The following is an 18,090-nucleotide window of genomic DNA, read 5'->3' on the forward strand; positions in this document are numbered from 1 at the left end:
TCTTTCTTTTCTATACTACTCTTAGAAGTAACAGGATTGATTGAGCGGATTGTCTCCGGCGAAAAGAATCAATCTTCTTCTTGGCTTCCTAAAGATTTTTCTATATTATTGCGGTATCTTTCTTTAAAAAAGGATTTTGTATTCGGCGCACCGATTCCCGCTTCTTTCAGTCTTCTTTCATTTGCTGAAATTCTGTCCTCGTCCAAGGGGTGAGTGCTTAGATATTTTTCCAAAGGGATATCTACACCTTTTAACTCCGGATTTACCTTCTTCTCTTTTTGAATATCTTTGAAAAAATCCGCGATTGCCCCCGGATAATACGGAGTAGATCTCATATAGCCAAAACCATATTCATCTGCTTCTTCTTCCATGGAACGTGAATTTGCAAGACCTAATAGATTTGTAGAAAGCCCTGCGATATCTGCAGCATGCTGTGCCAAATCAGGCCCCAGAACATAAGAAAGCACAAAGTACAATCCAAAGTATAAAGTAAGATTTGTAGATAATTGTTTGGTAGAATGCCTTCTTTCCGCATGGGCAATCTCATGTGAAAGTATACCTGCCAAGGTCGCTTCATTCTTTACAAAATGAAGAAGTCCGGTATATACGAATATATATCCGCCGGGAGCGCAGATGGCGTTGATGACCTTATCGTCGTCTATTATAGTTACCTTATATTTAAATTCATCCTTATATTGGATAGATTTAGATTTTAAGATACGATCCACGACAGACTGTAAATATTTTTCTAAAGACTTGTCTTTGTAGATTTTACCGTGGCCTTCCCCGGTAACCGCTTCCTTGTAAAATTGTTCTCCTAAAAAACGGTCCACATCAAGTGGAAAAACAAGGTCCACCATCCAGCCGCAGCCTTGTAGGCTAAAAAGTAAAAATAGGACCAGGAAATATTTGCGAATAGAAGGTTTATTCATAGGACAACTCACTCCGAATATAAACGGATTTCGTAACCGCCATAAGCTCGGATATTAATGACAACATCCTCGAATAAAAGATACTGCCCTTTGATACCGAGTAATTTGGAATCTATTTCTGTTTCCTTATCCGGAGAAAAAGATTTGGATTTTTTGGGGTATTCTGAAATAGGATAACTTAATTTTGTGATTTTTTGTTCTTCGGATTCTGTATATGGAACTCCTAAATCCCAGGAATCCAATACTTCCAGAAGTTCTTTCTTTTTGGAAATCAAATCGAAGGGGCCGGAATCTTCCGTCACCATCTTCTGCCATTTGGTCTTATCATCTATGATAGAGGTAAATTGTTTTTCTATTAAGCCGGCATCTCTTCTGGATGAAACTTCTAAAAGTGGAATCGCTTCTTGCGCTCCCTGATCCACCCAGCGATTGGATACCGGTTTTTCACGTGTGATTCCCACTTTTAGTCCGCTCGTGTTTGCAAGATAAACTGTGTGCTTTTGGAAGCAGTAACCTTCTCCCCATTCGGGTTCCCTACAAGTTCCTAAATGAAAATGACAGGTCTCAGGTCGAAGAATACATAGATCATTTTCAGCTAAAGTTTGGAAGCAGGAAAAACAACTTCCTTGGTTGAAACTTTTACTTGTGACTTTTCCACAATTCACACAACGAATCTTTCCGGTAAATTCTAGTTTTACCCTTTTGCCTACAAGACTTCCGATCTTAAAATTTGCAGGCAGATATTGTGCCTCTTGTTTTCCGGATTCGGAAGAAGGATAAGAAGCTACTACCCAGATATATTCTACCGGGTCGATACCTTCGTGGTCCATCATTCGCAAAAAACCGGAAGAGAGTTCTTTCATGGGAAAAAATATTCCTTACCACCGAGCGGTCGTAATATAGGATCCACTTTTACGATTAGAATAGTGCTTAACTCTTGGCCTTTCCAGTCAAAAACAACTATTTTATCTTCGTAGGAATAATGGCTAAGTCTTCCATCCGTATGATAAAATAATTTTAAATCACTCTGCCCTTCTTTTCCGGGCAGAGAAAGTACACCTTTTCCTGCGAGAGTTCTTCCCTCATACCATTTTGCTTTTACTGGAATGGGAGGTATTGTTTTACTCGGAGTTAGACCATTCGTAGCAGAGGCAATACTCGGAGTTTTAGGTTCAGAGCCATCTGTCAAAGTATCTTCTAAGGTAGAAACTCTAAGCAAAGCACATTGGAAATTTCCCTCTAATCTAGGAAAGTTCTGATCACAAGGAGTTTCTTTTACATACAATTCTTGATCAAAGGAAGCGCCCGTGCGCACACTTTGGGCAATTTTAGCGAATGCATAAAATTTCAAACGGCCCAAAACTTCTTTTAAACCGTATTCTTTCCATTCTCCACTTTCGTTTTCTGCAAAAAGAGAGAAGAAAAAACAAAGGTAGAATATAATAACGAATCTGACTCTCATAATATCTCTTTCGAAATCCTATTATAAAACATTAGTAGATCAGATATTTTTGGATCAATCTGTTAGTAGAAGATTCGGATTCCGCATAAGAAGCCTTAAATTCTTCGTATGTCTTACCTGCATCGACTGACTCTCTGAATTTTTCCGTTCCCCAAAGGAAATCTATATTATGAGATCCGTCCGCATACTGTCTCCATTTGAAATCTTTATATTTCTTTTTCATAATGGAAGTAAGATTATAGGCCATTCTGATCGGATCGTATTTACGATTTACGACTGTTAAACGAAGTCCTCTGCATATTTCTCCCTTAAAAGGTCCGAAAACAGGTTTAAAAAATACACTTTGGTAATAATAATCTCCCTTACTGTCCTCGTTCAATTCGGAGATAATATCTTCCGGTTCATTCATCCAAGGAGCGCCGAAATATACGAATGGAGCCTGGGTCCCCCTTCCGACGGAAACATTCACTCCTTCTAATAATACTAAGCCTAAATAATTTCTGGCAGAATCCAACATTGGTAAATTCGGAGAAGGTGTGGACCAAGGAATTCCTTCTCTATCCCAATCGAATCCTCTTTTTAGATTTTCAGGTGAGATGATATCCAGTTTTACTTTTCCACCCAGATATTCTCCGTTATAAAATGCCGCGGCTTCTCCCAAGGTCATACCCGTGAAAAACAGGGATGGAAATTCTCCCGCGAAGTTTAAAAACTTCTTCTGTATACCTTCTCCCCTTGCACCTAAATATAATGCAGGGTTTGGATGATCCAAAAGAATAAACTTAGTGTTTGGATCCGGCAAATTATCCATCAAACGTTTAAGAACACTTAAGTATGTATAACAACGCATCCCCATATCAACTACATCGAATACAATTGCATCTGCACCTTTGAGTATTGCAGGGATCTCTGAATTTTTTACCTTATAAATATGATAAATGGGAAGTTGAAAAGTCTCGTCCATCGTGACTGGTGACTTGCTAAAGTCTTCTTCCAATCCTAAAAAACCGTGTTCGAGTCCGATCAAATGTTTGATCTTTACTTTTTTATCCTTAAACTCTTTCAAGATCTTCTCAGGATGTCTTCCTATTCCAGATGGATTTGTAACGAGCACAACGGATTTACCGGCAAGACTAGGAAGTACTTGTTCGTAAAAAGAAACTTCGGCCGGAATAATTTTGGATTTTGAAATATGACTTCTGGATGACGCTTCTACGCAGGAGCCTGAGGAAATTGTCAGAAAAAAAATGAATAAAGTTAGGTTTTTTTTGTTTCTTTCTTTGAACCGCATGTAAGATACCTTATTTGTTCAGTAAATAGACAGAATTCAATACATCAAGGAGAAAAAGGAAGCGATATGGCAAAGCTGCCCATCCTGCGGATTACCGCTCTCACACTGATTTTAGGTTTCACTTTTGCATGCGCTACGGGTGACGGATCCCGACGCAAGAAAAAAGAAGAATTCACTAGAGAAGGAAATACGATCACCGTGATCGGAGAAGCTCCGATCTATAACGGAGATATAGCAAACGCAAAACAAAGAGCGATTAAAGACGCAAAGGTTAATGCGGTACGTAAAGTAGTTGGTGAAGAAATTTCCAACAAAAGCCAAGCTTCCGATGGAGAAAGTTTGGGCTCTAGTCTACTTTCCAAAACGGATGCATTCGTAAAATCTTACGACATCGTTGCAGAAGACCAAGGCAAGATTGATACTCAACCAATTTTAAAACTTACAGTTCGTTGTACTATCGAAGAATCTAAACTTTCCACTGCTGTAGAAGGTTTACTTGCTGATGTAGGAAATCCAAGAATTGTAGTTTTAGTTCCTTCTAAAGTAGGAGGAGCACCGGTTGCTCCTTTAAGCAATGGTAATATTGCAGAAGCTGAGGTCATCAAAGGATTGAAAAAAGCAGGAAACAAGATCGTGGATCCAGGAACTGCTTCTAAAACTGTTAAACCTTCCGGCTTGAATGCTGATGTGGTAAACTCTCTAGATGCAGGAGCTGCGATCTTAATCCAAGCTCAATCTTCCGGAGCAGAAGTACTTGTTGTAGGATCTGTTGAAACAGAAGACCAAACACCTGTAACTGCAATCGGTGGAAAACAATTGGATAGACCTCTATTCAATACTGCGGCTACAGGACCTTATAAAGTGATCCTACTTTGGGGAGACGGAAAAGTGGTAGCATCCGGAAACGGAGACGCTCGCGGAGCAGACATCACTCAAAAAGTTTCCAGAGAAAAAGCACTTGCTGGTTGGGCAGAAGATGTAACCAAAAAAGTAAACAAACAACTTAAGGAAGAATGGTTCAATCTCACTGAGAACAATACCATCATCCTTAAGTTTACCGGACTGGACGCAGACGAATCCACTAAGTTCAAAGATGATCTGGCAGAATTAACTGCTGCGAAAGACATCAATGTTAGAACTAGCAATGTAAGCGGTTCAGAATGGGAAGTTACCTACCCTGGAAAAGACGCACTGTTTATGGACGAATTAGTCTATAAAAAAGACAGAGGATTTACTTTCTTAGCTACTAAAAAGATGAATGTTAAGTCTGCTGCAAGAGGTGTGGTTACTTTGGAGTTTACTCCGAATAAATAATCGATTCAACAATCGATCTAAAAGAAAAGCCGGCGAGAAATTCGTCGGCTTTTTTTATTTGTTCTTTAAACCTTACTCGGTTTAGAGATCAGCTTTGTGTATTCTTCTTCGTGTTTTGAAAAAGTTTGCCAGAATTTAGGAACCGATTCTTGGTACAATTTGGAAACCAATATGTCCAAATGTGTATGCCAACCGGTGGAAACCATCAGTTTACCGAATTCATCATTCAGTTTATAATGTCGAATAGTAAGAAGAACATCCTCTCCCTTCTCCTCTAACTCAAAACGTACTTCCGAATCAGGATGCCAGGTAAAACTTAAAAGACGAGGAGCATCAATTGCAGTTATTGTTTCCGATCCGCTAATACCGTTTTCCATAGCCTTGAATCTATCAGGATAGGTTTTTTCATCGGAAAGAGAAGAATGTAAAAAGTTTAATTCAACTTTTCCTCCTACCTTCAGCTCCATGTTTCCTTTAGCGAGCCAAATACCGCGCTTCTCTGAGTCAGTCAGATATTCCCAAACGGTTTCGATCGGGCCGGGCAATAATCGTTCAAAACGAACCTCGCTCGATGAAACAAATGTACCATACGTTTTATTTTCCGATCTATTCATCAGATTATCCTCTTTCCTTCTTCTTCTTATTTGCTCTCAATTCCTTTTCCAAAACGTCCAATCTGCTTTCCCAGAAAGATTTTGCTCTATCTAGCCAATCCTGGATTTCCTTCCAGCCTCTATAATCTAGAGAATGGATCCTTCTTTGACCGTCTGCTCTCACCTGGATCAAATTTGTTTCTCTTAGAACTTTTAAATGTTGGGAGATAGCAGCATTACTTATATCAAAATGCCCAGCAATCTCACCTGCACCCATTTCTCCTTCGAATAGAAGTTCTAAAATTTTGCGCCTGGTCGGATCTGAAATCGCATCTAAAGCGTTCATAGACATATATTTAAGCATAAACTTAATTAAGTCAATACTTAAATATAAAAATAAGACGACCCTTAGTGGAAATTATTCTAAGGGTCGAATTGGGATGGATAAAAGAAAAACTCCGATTTAACGAAGTAAAAACTGAAAGGCGTAAGTGTTTTTAGGATCAAGTTGTAGAGTTTTACAAAGATAAAAACGATTCTTGTCCTTATCTTTTAGATAATAAGCAGTTTCCGTAAGGTAAGCATAGTTTTCGATCACGGATGGATGAGGGCCTTGGCTTCCGTCCGTGGTCATGGTTCCTCCGAAAAGAGATAACTCCAAGTATGATTCAGCAGCTTGCCACTCCGCTCTGTCTAAATAGATTGTAGCAATTTTCCACTCCACATCGTTAAAACCCAAGACTATAACTACTTCGCCCTTTTTTCGGATTCCATCCTGCACATCGATTTCATGCTGAATACGCTTATATAAATCCAAATAGAATGCAAGTAGCTTGTCTTCCTTTCCTCTATTTTGCAGACTCCAATACCAGGATTTGGCGTATAGTTCCCGAAGACTTAAATCCTGATCATACTTGGAAAGAAAAGGTTGTAATAAAGCTTTTACTTCGGAAAATTTTCTGGCTCGGTAATCAAAGAGTGCCTTATCCCAGATTTTTTGATTTTGGCTTAAAAAGTTTTCATGAGCACTGGAGGGTATGGAATATTCCAAAAACCTTGTTATCGAAAAATTTCCCTTTCCTTTCATTACCGAGAAGTAATATGGACTTTTAGTATCCGAACAATCTAAAGTAAATGATTCCGGCCCGGGCTTTTTTCCCGAATTAGTGGTCGCACAAGTTAAGCCTAATAGTGTAGCAAAGATTAATAAACTACGAAACATTCCATTCTACCTAAAGGAAAAGATGTTCGAGAATTTCCATAAATCAGCGAAAAGAGTCAAGCGAATTCATTCAATCATGACTAGATGATTATTTTCCACACGAATATAAAATATTACCTGCATTTTTTTTGCATAGCTTGTTTAGAAAAAACGAATTTAGACGAATAAATAAATAGGACGAATTCATAAGGGGATCTCGAAGCATGAGATAAAAAAACCACCGGAAGTTTTCACTCCCGGTGGTGCCATTTCCCAAAGACTTACATTTGGAGAAGTTTGAGGACCGAATTCGGTTTAAGATTTGCTTGCACTAACATCGCCGTACCACTCTGCACGAGTATTTGTTTAGTAGTTAGAGCAACCATCTCCTCCGCCATATCGGCGTCACGAATTCTGGACTCGGAAGCCTGCATATTTTCATACGCTGCCATGAGACCTTTTGCGGAATGTTCCAGCCTATTAAAATAAGCTCCCATATCCGCCCTCTGCTTCATGATCTTTCCGAGCGCAGCATCGGCTAAACCGATCACTTCATTCGCTTCCCCAGGAGAAGAGACCGCAATTGGTCTACCATCTGCCTTGGTAAGCTTTAAAGCTCGGGAAGTCATAGTTCCAATGAAGAACCTTTCCCTTTGATTCTGGTTCGGTCCCATATGGAACCACATAGAAGCTCTTTTGGAACCTCTAGCGAAGTCTCCTTCGAACAATTTGAATCTATTGAACTCTGCTTGAGAGGCAATACGATCCACTTCGTCGACAAGGGCGGAAACTTCCACCTGAACCAATTGTCTGTCTTCGGGGCTGTAAATCCCATTCGAGGTTTGGATGGCCAAAACCCGGATCCTTTGGATGATATCCGAAGACTGTTGAAGGAATCCTTCCGCAGTCTGGATGAAACTCATCCCGTCTTCCGTATTTCTCTCCGCTTGCCTCAGTCCGTTGATCTGCGTTCTGAGTTTTTCGGAGACAGCCAAACCCGAAGCATCGTCACCGGCAGAATTGATCCGCATGCCGGAAGACAAAGCTTTCATGGTTTTATCCACAGCTAGCTCGTTGAACTTCAGAGAGCGGTGAGAATTCACCGCACTCAGGTTGTGATTGATAATCATCCTACACTCCTTGTAGAGAGTTTCCGGAGGATCTCCCTATCCTCCGAGCGGACATGACCTGTCCGGTGCTCCGGGATGGACCCGGTCGGACCACCCGACAGGTCATCTTCTCCCGAGGAGAATGGATGTTTTTCAATCAACACATAAGAGCATAACGTTACTGATATACACTTACACTAAGTTCAATAAGCTTTAGGTTATTACTAACCCGGTTTTCGTTTCCTCGGAATCCCTCCTTGGAAAAGGAACCGGAAAAAAATTGGGGAAATAAGAATGTTAGACCCGACGTTTTTCCTGTACCTTTTCATTAGGTCCGTAGACAAGGATAGCCGCATGAGCGGCTTCGGAGTTCTACAGAAAAGTTCCCGGTGCGGGAGCATCACTGCTCCCGCTGCCGGAAAGTCCTAATTACCTAAGTAACTGGAGGACAGACTGAGGTCTTACGTTAGCTTGTGCTAACATAGCAGTACCGGACTGAACCAAGATTTGGTTCTTAGTGAACGATACAGTTTCCTCTGCCATATCCGCGTCCCTGATTCTCGACTCTGAAGCTTGGATGTTCTCGTAAGCTACCATTAGGCCTTTAGATGCATGCTCTAAACGGTTATAGTAAGCTCCAAGATTTGCTCTTTGTTTGTTGATTTTCATTAAAGCATCGTCAAGAAAGCCGATTGCTTCGTTTGAAAGTTCAGCAGTAGAAAGAGTCAAAAGTGTTCCGTCAGACTTGATCAAATTCAGAGCCTTAGCGGTCATAGTTGCGATATAGACACGTTCCCTCTGGTGCTGGTTCGGTCCGATGTGGAACCACATAGAAGCGGTTCTTGATCCACGAGCGAAATCGCCTTGGAGCAATGCCATCTTATTAAACTCTGCTTGGGAGGAAATGCGATCAATTTCGTCTATGAGCTGAGAAACTTCTACTTGGATCATTTGGCGGTCTTCTGCGCCGTAGATACCGTTGGAAGATTGGATTGCAAGTACACGGACCCTCTGGATGATATCATTCGTTTCCTGCAGATATCCTTCAGTTGTTTGGATCAGGGACATGCCGTCCTCAGTGTTTCTCTCCGCTTGGCGAAGTCCTTTCACCTGAGTTCTCATTTTCTCGGAAACGGCTAGACCGGATGCATCATCCCCGGCGCGGTTGATACGCATACCGGAAGAAAGTGCCTCCATGTTTTTCGCCACTTCGTTGTTCTGGAACTTCAGAACGCGGTGGGAGTTAATCGCGGCTAAGTTATGGTTAATGATCATTTGTTTCCTCCTTGAAACTGAGATCATGAGCCCGGCATCCGTGCCGGGATCTGTGCTGGTTTGGTTTTGGTCTTTTTTCTATATGTTTAAATGAAGGCTGAGATCCGGGATAAACCTAGAAATTCAGGGTTTCCTTCAGATATATCTTCGGTGAAGCACCCGGCCTAGATTAATTTTAACGAAAATGGAGTTTTTCGCTAATTTTAGCTCTATTTTGATGGTTTTTGATGATTTTTGAAGAAAGAAGGAAAAAGGATTTGGAGAATTTTTGGAAAAAATTTTCCTTTTTTGGGCTCATCTAAAAGTTCGAACGAATTGGAAATTTCCATAAGCATTTTTTTAGAAAAAGGAGCTCCCCTTCTCCATCTCTTTGCATTTTTCAAAAAATTTCCGAAATCAGTTTGCATATCCTAGTTCTAAGAAGATATTTTGCGATTGTTTTCGTATTTCCTAAAGTACTATGAGCCAACCTAAAACAAAAAAAGAAACAGAAGATCTATTAGAATTATACAGACAAATGCTTTTGATCCGCCGCTTCGAAGAAGCTTCCGCGAAGGCATATAGCATGGGCAAAATCGGCGGCTTCTGCCATTTATACATCGGTCAAGAAGCCGTGGGCGTGGGAGCAATCTCCGCTTTAGAACAAAAAGATTATATAGTTTCCACCTATAGGGATCATGGACATGCACTCGCCAGAGGATTGGAACCAAAGGCTCTCATGGCCGAATTATTCGGAAAAAGAACTGGGATCGTCCACGGAAACGGCGGCTCCATGCACTTTTTCGATAAAAATAAAAACTTCATGGGCGGACACGGAATCGTAGGCGGGCATATCTCACTTGCGGCAGGGATTGCATACGCATCCAAATACCGCGGAGACGGCGCAGTTACATTATGTTTTTTTGGAGAAGGCGCAGCAAACATCGGATCCTTCCATGAAGGAATGAATTTAGCCGCAATTTGGAAACTTCCTCTAGTCATGATCTGCGAAAACAATCATTACGCAATGGGAACTCCCGAATATAGAGCACTCTCCGTCAAAGATGTTTCCGTAAGAGCAGCGGCCTATGATATCGCAAGAGACCATATAGAAGGTGACGAGGTCCGGAAAGTCAGAGAACATGTACGGGTCGCCGTGGAAAGAGCAAGAAGAGGAGAAGGCCCTACTCTCATGGAAATTTCCACATATAGGTTCAGAGGCCATTCTATGTCAGACCCTGCAAAATACAGGACCAAAGAAGAATTAGAAAAATATAAACAAGGAGATCCTCTGATCAAAGCGGAAAAGGATCTACTTTCGGCAGGCTGGGCACAAGAAGAATTGACCAAGATGGACGAAATCATTCTTAAAACCGTAGAGGAATCAGTCGACTTCGCTGAAAAAAGTGAAGAACCGCCTCTTGGCTGGCTGTATAAGCATGTTTATGCGGAGAACGTATAATGGCAGTACTCACTTATAGAGAAGCACTCAATCGTGCCATGACGGAAGAAATGGAGAAGGATCCAAATATCTTTCTCATGGGAGAAGAGGTAGGACATTACGAAGGAGCTTATAAAGTTTCCCAAGGAATGCTCGCTAAGTTTGGAGAAAGAAGGATCATAGACACCCCTATTTCTGAGAACGGTTTTGCAGGAGTTGGGATAGGAGCCGCTATGGTAGGACTTAGGCCGATCATAGAATTTATGACCTGGAACTTCTCACTTGTCGCAATCGATCAGATCATCAACTCGGCTGCAAAAATGAATTATATGAGTGCTGGACAATTTCCGATCCCGATCGTTTTCAGAGGAGCAGGAGGTGCCGGCGGAAGACTTGGCGCACAGCACTCACAATCCTTCGAGAGTTGGTATGCCCATATTCCCGGTTTAAAAGTGCTCGCTCCTTATACTCCTTCAGATGCTTACGGACTCCTAAAAACTTCCATCCGAGATAATAACCCAACGATCTTTATAGAGAGTGAGGTATTATACGGCTCCAAAGGAGAAGTCCCGGAAGGAGAATTCTCGATCCCGATGGGCAAATCGGATATCAAGAGAGAAGGTACACAACTCACAATTATCAGTTGGTCCAGAGCTCTCATGTATGTTCTTCCTGCTGCAGAAAAACTCGCAAAAGAAGGAATTTCGGTCGAAGTTTTAGATCTAAGGAGTATAAGACCTTTAGACGAGGAAGGGATATTGGCTTCCGTCAGAAAAACAAATAGAGCGCTCATAGTGGAAGAAGGCTGGAATGTGGCGGGATTCGGCGCACAAGTGGCCTATCTTATCCAAAAAGAAGCATTCGATTATTTGGATTCTCCGGTAGAAAGGATTACACAGGAAGATGTGCCTATGCCCTATGCGGCCAATCTCGAAAAATCATCATTACCCAGCGAAGAAAAAATAATCAAAAAAGTCAGAGAAATGATTAAGTAATTCATAATATTTGAATATTATTATATTATAAATAGGAAAAATAGATGGCAAAAATTTCCGAAATGACCCAACTTTCTCCGACAATGTCGGAAGGTGTTTTGGTAAAATGGCTAAAGAAGAAGGGTGACTCTGTCGCCATCGGGGAAATATTAGCCGAGGTCGAAACCGACAAAGCGGTCATGGAAATGGAAGCATTCGATTCCGGCGTACTTTTGGAAATTATAGCCCAGGAAGGAGCCAAACTCCCAGTAGGTGCCCCAGTTGCAATTATAGGAAAAGCGGGGGAAGATATCAGTTCCCTACTTTTAGAAGCCAAATCCAGGTCTTCTGCCTCGGTAGCTTCTACCCCAGCGCCAGCTCCGGCCACCGCGCCGACTCCAAGTGTAGCCCCTAAGAAGCAGGAAAATGTAGTCACTTCGACAACCCAAGAGCCTGAAGAAGAGCCCCCTGCACCCAAAGAGAGCTCTGTTTCCAGAGGACTTTCTCCTGGAGCGCTGGAAGGAAGGGTGAAAGCTTCTCCTTTGGCAAAACGTTTGGCCGAGGAAACCGGAATCGATCTTTCTAAGATCAGAGGAAGCGGACCGGACGGAAGGATTATCAAACGGGATATTGAAAACGGGATCTCTGCATTTTCAACGAGCGGAATATCTCCATTTGCTGGAGGGAATATACAGGAAGAGAAACTTCCAATCTCTGGAATGAGAAAAACGATCGCTTCTCGTTTGGTTCATTCTAAAACCCACCAGCCTCATTTCTATTTGGATATGGAAATTGACGCGGATGCACTCGTACATTTGAGAGAAAATTTTAACTCCGACCTAAAGGAATCGGGAGAAGAGATCAAACTTAGCATCAACGATTTTATTGTCAGAGCTTCTGCGCTTGCGCTTCTAAAAGTCCCGGAAGTAAATTCTTCCTGGAGAGAAGATCATATATTGAAACATGGAAGAGTAGATGTGGGAGTAGCAGTTTCTATCGAAGGCGGCCTGATTACTCCTTATGTAAGGAACGCAGATAAAAGGTCTGTTTTAGAAATAGGTAGAACGGTAAAAGAGCTTGCTTCCCGTGCAAGGGAACGAAAACTCAAACCGGAAGAGTTTTCAGACGGAACCTTCACTGTTTCCAATTTGGGAATGTTCGGAATAAATCGTTTTGCAGCGGTTATCAACGAACCGGAGGCCGCAATCCTTGCAGTAGGAAATGTGGTATCTAAACCCGTTATCAAAAACGGAGCAGTTGTCCCCGGAAAAACTCTTTCAGTCTGCCTTTCCTGTGATCATAGAGTGGTAGACGGCGCGGTGGGAGCCGGTTGGTTGGAAGTGTTTCGAAATTTACTGGAACATCCTCTTCGGTTACTTGCCTGATTTCTTTGTGGGCGAAGAAGCAGTGGACCAAGATTCCAATCTTAAAACCAGAGACTTAAAAGTTAAAAAAGCAGCTATGCTACTTCTATCCTTGGACAAGGAAGCAGCTGCCAAGGCATTAGCTCAACTCGACGAAAAGTTGATAGAAGAGATCGTCCAGGAAATGGCAAAGATCAAAACGATCAGCAAATCCGAAAAAGAAGAAGTCCTCTTAGATTTCCAAGGTTCCCTAAAAGACCTTGCTGCTGAATCCAGAGGTGGAATCGAAACCGCCAGAGAATTACTACAAAAGTCCCTGGGCAAAGAAAAGTCCGAAACCATATTAGGAAAACTGGATAGAAAGGATACTGAAGAAGATTTTTCCTTCTTAAACGATGCGGAACCGCAAACACTCGCTCATCTTTTAGCTCCGGAACATACCCAAACGATCGCAGTTACACTTGCATTTTTACATCCTAAAAAAGCGGCAGAAACTCTGAAGTTTCTTCCAAAAGAATTACAGAGTAAAGTTGCGCTCAGACTCGCAAATACTACCAAAACTCATCCGGACGCAATTCGTCAGATTGCAAAAGTTCTGAAGAAAAAATACGAACAAAGAGATAAATCCGAATTCAGCGAAGCGGGAGGAGCGGAAGCTCTCGCAAATATTTTGAATCATATGGATAAATCTTTGGAAGAAACAATTCTAAAAGAATTAGAAGAACAATCTCCGGAACTCGCCTCTCAGGTTCGGGAAAAATTATATACATTCGAAGATGTACTTCTTCTCAACTCCAAAGAAATGAGAATACTCATCAATCGAATAGGAGACGACGATCTGATCGCAATCGCACTCAGAGGAGCTTCCGACCAGATCAAGGTTCATTTCTTCGAGGCAATGTCTAAAAATAGAGCCAATGATATTTTAGAAAGTATGGATATCCGAGGAAAAGTGACCCTGAAAGAGATCACAGACGCAAGGAACAGCGTTCTTACCGCATTGCGTGATTTAGAAGAGATCGGAGAAATTATTATTAAGAAGGACTCGGAAGAGTTTATTTGAGCTTCGGCGCGATCTTCGATCGCTTTATGAGGCTTTTCGTTCTTGAATAAAATTTTATACTAAGAGTATTTCCTCGGCTTTGGGCCGAGTGCGCGATCTTCGATCGCTTTATGAGGTTGGTCTTCAGTAAGTGTGAATTTGGAGTATGGAAATTTCTGGCGAAATTTCACGTACGGGTGGGACTCGCCGTTATGCAGTTTGCCTTCCTGGCAAACTTGGCTCCACGGCGTCTTTTGCGCTCGCTTCGACATCCTGTCTCGCGTCGCAATTGTTTACGCTCCCTATGGGTCGCTACAATTGCTTACTCGCAAAAGCTTCGAGCCACAGTCTAGTTGATTGTTGGGAATTTCGGAGCTGACGGGACTCGAACCCGCGACATCCTGCGTGACAGGCAGGCACTCTAACCAGCTGAGCTACAGCTCCTTTTATGAAGAACATAATTTCTGAGCGAGCTCGGGGGTCAATTCGTTTATCTGAAAAAGGGATGAATTTTTAAGTCCCTTCCATAGCCTTTCCAATAGCGGAGTTTTTCCGACTGCTGGCTTTCTTAGATGCTTCACGAAAAAAAACCAAAGGATCTACTCGAAGAGAGGGTGTTTACTCTTTCTAATTTTTTATCCGTCTCCAGAGTTTTACTTCTTCCTTTTTTTATACAATTCACTCGCAAACATATCGAGTCTCCTCGTAGCAGCGAATATTTATTTTTAGCCATTGGTACCTGTATTCTTGCAGTACTTACAGATTTTCTAGACGGGTTTCTAGCTCGCCTACTCTCCCAAGAATCGGTCTTGGGAAAATACTTGGATCCTATCTGCGATAAGTTCGTCACTATCGGCGGACTTTCAGTAATCGTTCATTATTACCAGTTCCCTCTTTGGATACTTATCATTTATATCTTAAGGGAAACTTTAGGAGTTTGGTTGGGTGGATTCTTATATTTAAAAAGAGGGATCCAAGGAAAACCGAATTGGTGGGGTAAGATTGGAGTGGGTCTTGTTGCTGCTGCCGTTCTTTGGTATATGACCTTACCTTTGATCGGTCCAACTTTACCTGAGAATCATTTCTTCCTTCATCCGGAATATTCAGGTTATGTTTTGGTTTTGGTCTTGAGCATTGGTGTGATAGCTTATTCCAAAAGATATTGGAATATTGTGTTCCATCCGGAACGATTCATCTTGGATCCGGAAGATAAAAAGCAGAAGAAAAAGTACGAATTGGTCTGATTCCTTCCTTGTTTGAATTTCCTTGACATAGGAGCCTAGTCACCCAGTCTGTCAATCGCGACCGCTCGGGTGGTGGAATTGGTAGACACGCAAGCTTGAGGTGCTTGTGCCGGTTCGGTGTAGGGGTTCGAGTCCCCTCTCGAGCAATTCGTCCTACCTACAACCCTTTCCTCCATTTGAAAAACCAACCCTCGGTAAAACTATGGCATCGGGTGCTCTCTCCGTTAAAGATTTTTTAGATAAAGCCAAACTTGTTTCTTACGGCTTTTTCGGATTATTGATTCTATTTTTGATCTTATTCTTCTCCTCTCCTTACCTTTTAGTTTCAAAAGCGGATCCCAAAAAATCGGACGCTATTGTATTAGAAGCTATTGAAACTGGTAAAAAGGATAAATTTAAACAAGCGGCTGGTTTATGGAAGAAGGGCCTAGCTCCTGTGATCGTTATTTTGTATTCTCCTCCCAATCAAGATTCTGATTTGGGAATTGTAGGAGATCCAACGGCTTCTTTGCAAACCTATCTGGCATCCTTAGGAGTAGATGAGACCAAAGTTTTAGTTTATACGGTAGAAGCAGGTCCTCAGGAATTCCCAAAAACACTCTTAAAGATAGCATTGGATCGTCAGTGGAAAACTTTTCTTTTGATGGGAAAAGAATACGATTCAGCAACCTTGTTAAAATTATATAGAAACGTTTTGGAACCTGCGGGAATCTATATCGCAGTCTCCAAAGTAAGCGAAGGGATCGGATCCTGGGATTGGTTTACAAAACCAAAAAGCCTAGAGTCCATCTTAGGAAGACTCTCGAAACATTTATATTTGATATTATTAGGAAATTAGAATGTCCCAAGACTTAAAAGAAACAAACGAACTTATCCAACAAAGAATCGAGAAGATCAAAAACCTAAAGGAGAAGGGTATTGACCCCTACCCGATCCGATTCTTCCCTGATTCCGATTCAGCATCTTTGATAGAGATGTTTGCTAAAACTCCTACAGGCCCAGAGAAAAAGTTTCTATTAGGTGGACGTTTGCATTCCAAACGTGTAATGGGAAAAGCAAGTTTCGCTCACTTAAAAGACAAGTCCGGAGTTATCCAACTTTATGCAACCAGAGATGATCTGGGAGAAGAGAACTACACTCTTTTCAAAAGTTTAGACTTAGGAGACCTGATCGGGATAGAAGGTTATCTTTTCCAAACTCAAAAGGGAGAAACTACTCTTCATCTTACTTCGGTTACACTACTCGCAAAATGTGTCCGCCCTCTTCCTGTTGTAAAAGAAAAGGACGGAGTAATTTACGATGCTTTCGCTGATGTGGAACAAAGATACAGAATGCGTTATGTGGACTTGGTAGTAAACGATCATGTCAGAGATACGTTTATCACTCGCAGTAAAATCGTATCCGAGATCCGTAATTTCCTGACTTCTGAAGGATTTTTGGAAGTGGAAACTCCTATGATGCAACCGATCGCTGGTGGTGCGGCGGCGAGACCATTCGTTACTCATCATAATACATTAGATATGCAGTTATTCTTAAGGATCGCTCCCGAATTATATCTGAAACGACTGATCGTAGGCGGGCTAGATAGAGTTTTCGAATTGAACCGTAACTTTAGAAACGAAGGAATTTCCACTAAACACAATCCTGAATTCACCATGATGGAAGCTTATATGGCTTACGGTGATATGGGAAAAATGTTGGAGCTGACTGAAAAACTGATCACCACTGTTGCTCAAAAAATCTGCGGAACTCTCAAACTCAAATACGGAAACGATCTAGTAGATCTTAGCCCTCCTTGGAGAAGGGTAAAGTATGTGGATATTATCAAAGAATATTCAGGGATCGATTTTTCTCAGGTAAAAACTCTAGAAGAAGCAAAAGAAAAAGCAAGCTCCGTAAAAGTGGACGCAAGCAAATGTACTTCTATCTGGAAAGTAGCGGACGAGGTATTTTCCGAAAAAGCGGAGCCGAATCTGATCCAACCGGTATTTGTTACGGATTATCCTAAGGAACTTTCTCCATTAGCAAAATCGAATCCTGAAAACCCAGGTTATGTGGAAAGATTCGAGCCTTATATAGTAGGAAGAGAAATCGGAAATGCATTTTCCGAGTTAAATGATCCGTTCGATCAAAAAGAAAGATTCGAAGATCAGGTAAAACAAAGAGAAGCGGGAGACGATGAGGCATTCATGATGGACGAGGATTATATCCGAGCACTTGAATATGGAATGCCACCTACGGGAGGTCTCGGGATCGGGATAGATCGTTTGGTGATGTTACTCACAAATTCTCATTCTATCCGAGACACCATCTTATTCCCTCTGATGAGACCGGAATAATAAGTTTCATTTTGGGAACCCGGTATGATCAAGACTCCGGGTCGAATTGATTATCTGCCCGAGAAATTACTCGGGCATAATTTTAGTGATTTGTGATCGTTAGTCTTGCTTGAGAATCCAATTTTTCTTTTAGATCTTTGAGTAAAGATTTCAAACTATCTGAATTGGAAGAACTTAACGTATAAGTGCTGGTATTATCTCTGGAAGAAAAGCTGACCTGAATTTCCTTCGCGGAAAGTAATTTGTCAGCTACATCTACCGGAAGAATAGAAACTACACGAACAGTATCTCCGTAATCCGTAGAAGTTTTTCTGAGGTTATGCCAGGTTTGATCTAACTTCATAGAGATCCCGATCGGAAAACTTTCCTCAAAGGAGCTCATATAATATTCTAAGAAGATTGGCTTCTCCCCTGTTTTATTCACTAGGATTCCTTTAAAATTCAGAGACCCTGGTTTGCCAAGGCTACAAAAGATTGCTCCGGGGCATATTGGACCGCTTCTGAAAAGAGTCTGTTCCACCACCGGTTCC

18 protein-coding genes and 2 tRNA genes are annotated in these 18,090 nt (G+C 41.6%); 9 read left to right on the forward strand and 11 right to left on the reverse strand.

Annotation, left to right across the window (positions count from 1 at the left end):
* Nucleotides 1-68: 68 nt before the first annotated feature.
* Genes CH365_RS01500 through CH365_RS01515 form a run of 4 tightly spaced genes read right to left on the reverse strand, consistent with a single transcriptional unit; the run spans nucleotide 69 to nucleotide 3,685 of the window.
* On the reverse strand, nucleotides 69-932 hold the full coding sequence (locus CH365_RS01500) for a M48 family metalloprotease (RefSeq protein WP_100766835.1): 864 nt from the start codon (nucleotides 930-932) through the stop codon (nucleotides 69-71).
* Nucleotides 933-940: 8 nt separating this feature from the next.
* Nucleotides 941-1,795, reverse strand: coding sequence for a DUF2797 domain-containing protein (locus CH365_RS01505; RefSeq protein ID WP_100766836.1), 855 nt, complete (start codon nucleotides 1,793-1,795; stop codon nucleotides 941-943).
* On the reverse strand, nucleotides 1,792-2,394 hold the full coding sequence (locus CH365_RS01510) for an LIC_11883 family protein (protein WP_100766837.1): 603 nt from the start codon (nucleotides 2,392-2,394) through the stop codon (nucleotides 1,792-1,794). Before CH365_RS01510 ends, CH365_RS01505 begins: the two co-directional genes overlap by 4 nt.
* 31 nt (nucleotides 2,395-2,425) lie before the next feature.
* Complete coding sequence (locus CH365_RS01515; RefSeq protein ID WP_100766838.1) at nucleotides 2,426-3,685, reverse strand: exo-beta-N-acetylmuramidase NamZ family protein; 1,260 nt, start codon at nucleotides 3,683-3,685, stop codon at nucleotides 2,426-2,428.
* A 66-nt stretch (nucleotides 3,686-3,751) separates the two neighbouring features.
* Here CH365_RS01515 and CH365_RS01520 point away from each other — a divergent pair, with 66 nt between their 5' ends.
* On the forward strand, nucleotides 3,752-4,999 hold the full coding sequence (locus CH365_RS01520; protein ID WP_100766839.1) for a lipoprotein LipL46: 1,248 nt from the start codon (nucleotides 3,752-3,754) through the stop codon (nucleotides 4,997-4,999).
* A 65-nt stretch (nucleotides 5,000-5,064) separates the two neighbouring features.
* Here CH365_RS01520 and CH365_RS01525 read toward each other — a convergent pair whose 3' ends face one another.
* The 5 genes from CH365_RS01525 to CH365_RS01545 all read right to left on the reverse strand — a co-directional run bounded on the left by CH365_RS01525 (nucleotide 5,065) and on the right by CH365_RS01545 (nucleotide 9,177).
* Nucleotides 5,065-5,613 carry an SRPBCC family protein gene (locus tag CH365_RS01525; protein WP_244282933.1) on the reverse strand — a complete coding sequence of 183 codons (549 nt, stop codon included), beginning with the start codon at nucleotides 5,611-5,613 and terminating at the stop codon, nucleotides 5,065-5,067.
* A 4-nt stretch (nucleotides 5,614-5,617) separates the two neighbouring features.
* Nucleotides 5,618-5,938, reverse strand: a complete 321-nt coding sequence (locus tag CH365_RS01530; protein WP_100766841.1) for an ArsR/SmtB family transcription factor — start codon at nucleotides 5,936-5,938, stop codon at nucleotides 5,618-5,620.
* A 117-nt stretch (nucleotides 5,939-6,055) separates the two neighbouring features.
* A complete protein-coding gene (locus CH365_RS01535; RefSeq protein ID WP_100766842.1) occupies nucleotides 6,056-6,814 on the reverse strand; it encodes a hypothetical protein in 759 nt (252 codons plus the stop codon).
* A 260-nt stretch (nucleotides 6,815-7,074) separates the two neighbouring features.
* Nucleotides 7,075-7,923 carry a flagellin N-terminal helical domain-containing protein gene (locus CH365_RS01540; RefSeq protein WP_008590488.1) on the reverse strand — a complete coding sequence of 283 codons (849 nt, stop codon included), beginning with the start codon at nucleotides 7,921-7,923 and terminating at the stop codon, nucleotides 7,075-7,077.
* Nucleotides 7,924-8,331: 408 nt separating this feature from the next.
* The gene (locus CH365_RS01545; RefSeq protein ID WP_100706044.1) at nucleotides 8,332-9,177 is read right to left on the reverse strand and encodes a flagellin N-terminal helical domain-containing protein; all 846 of its coding nucleotides are present in this window, start codon (nucleotides 9,175-9,177) and stop codon (nucleotides 8,332-8,334) included.
* Nucleotides 9,178-9,637: 460 nt separating this feature from the next.
* On the opposite strand from CH365_RS01545, the gene pdhA reads away from it, so the two are divergent.
* The 4 genes from pdhA to fliG are packed head-to-tail and all read left to right on the forward strand — an operon-like array spanning nucleotide 9,638 to nucleotide 13,998.
* Nucleotides 9,638-10,618, forward strand: a complete 981-nt coding sequence (gene pdhA, locus CH365_RS01555) for a pyruvate dehydrogenase (acetyl-transferring) E1 component subunit alpha (RefSeq protein ID WP_100766844.1) — start codon at nucleotides 9,638-9,640, stop codon at nucleotides 10,616-10,618.
* Nucleotides 10,618-11,592, forward strand: coding sequence for a pyruvate dehydrogenase complex E1 component subunit beta (locus tag CH365_RS01560; RefSeq protein WP_100766845.1), 975 nt, complete (start codon nucleotides 10,618-10,620; stop codon nucleotides 11,590-11,592). The genes pdhA and CH365_RS01560 overlap by 1 nt, the downstream gene beginning before the upstream one ends.
* A 44-nt stretch (nucleotides 11,593-11,636) precedes the next feature.
* The gene (locus CH365_RS01565) at nucleotides 11,637-12,956 is read left to right on the forward strand and encodes a pyruvate dehydrogenase complex dihydrolipoamide acetyltransferase (RefSeq protein WP_100766846.1); all 1,320 of its coding nucleotides are present in this window, start codon (nucleotides 11,637-11,639) and stop codon (nucleotides 12,954-12,956) included.
* A 22-nt stretch (nucleotides 12,957-12,978) separates the two neighbouring features.
* Complete coding sequence (fliG, locus tag CH365_RS01570; RefSeq protein ID WP_165782562.1) at nucleotides 12,979-13,998, forward strand: flagellar motor switch protein FliG; 1,020 nt, start codon at nucleotides 12,979-12,981, stop codon at nucleotides 13,996-13,998.
* Between the two features lie 349 nt (nucleotides 13,999-14,347).
* Here fliG and CH365_RS01580 read toward each other — a convergent pair.
* A tRNA-Asp gene (locus tag CH365_RS01580) sits at nucleotides 14,348-14,421 on the reverse strand.
* A 128-nt stretch (nucleotides 14,422-14,549) separates the two neighbouring features.
* Between CH365_RS01580 and CH365_RS01585 the strand changes: the two genes are divergently transcribed.
* The 4 genes from CH365_RS01585 to lysS all read left to right on the forward strand — a co-directional run bounded on the left by CH365_RS01585 (nucleotide 14,550) and on the right by lysS (nucleotide 17,560).
* Complete coding sequence (locus tag CH365_RS01585; protein ID WP_100766849.1) at nucleotides 14,550-15,221, forward strand: CDP-alcohol phosphatidyltransferase family protein; 672 nt, start codon at nucleotides 14,550-14,552, stop codon at nucleotides 15,219-15,221.
* Nucleotides 15,222-15,284: 63 nt separating this feature from the next.
* A tRNA-Leu gene (locus tag CH365_RS01590) sits at nucleotides 15,285-15,367 on the forward strand.
* Nucleotides 15,368-15,423: 56 nt separating this feature from the next.
* Nucleotides 15,424-16,059, forward strand: coding sequence for a hypothetical protein (locus CH365_RS01595; protein WP_100766850.1), 636 nt, complete (start codon nucleotides 15,424-15,426; stop codon nucleotides 16,057-16,059).
* Between the two features lies 1 nt (nucleotide 16,060).
* Entirely contained in the window at nucleotides 16,061-17,560 is a 1,500-nt protein-coding gene (gene lysS / locus CH365_RS01600; RefSeq protein WP_100766851.1) for a lysine--tRNA ligase, read from the forward strand.
* Nucleotides 17,561-17,642: 82 nt separating this feature from the next.
* On the opposite strand, the gene CH365_RS20080 is transcribed toward lysS, so the two are convergent.
* On the reverse strand, nucleotides 17,643-17,984 hold the full coding sequence (locus CH365_RS20080) for a hypothetical protein (protein ID WP_244282934.1): 342 nt from the start codon (nucleotides 17,982-17,984) through the stop codon (nucleotides 17,643-17,645).
* Nucleotides 17,985-18,090: the final 106 nt, after the last annotated feature.

Source organism: Leptospira neocaledonica (assembly GCF_002812205.1).
Classification (GTDB): Bacteria; Spirochaetota; Leptospiria; order Leptospirales; family Leptospiraceae; genus Leptospira_B; species Leptospira_B neocaledonica.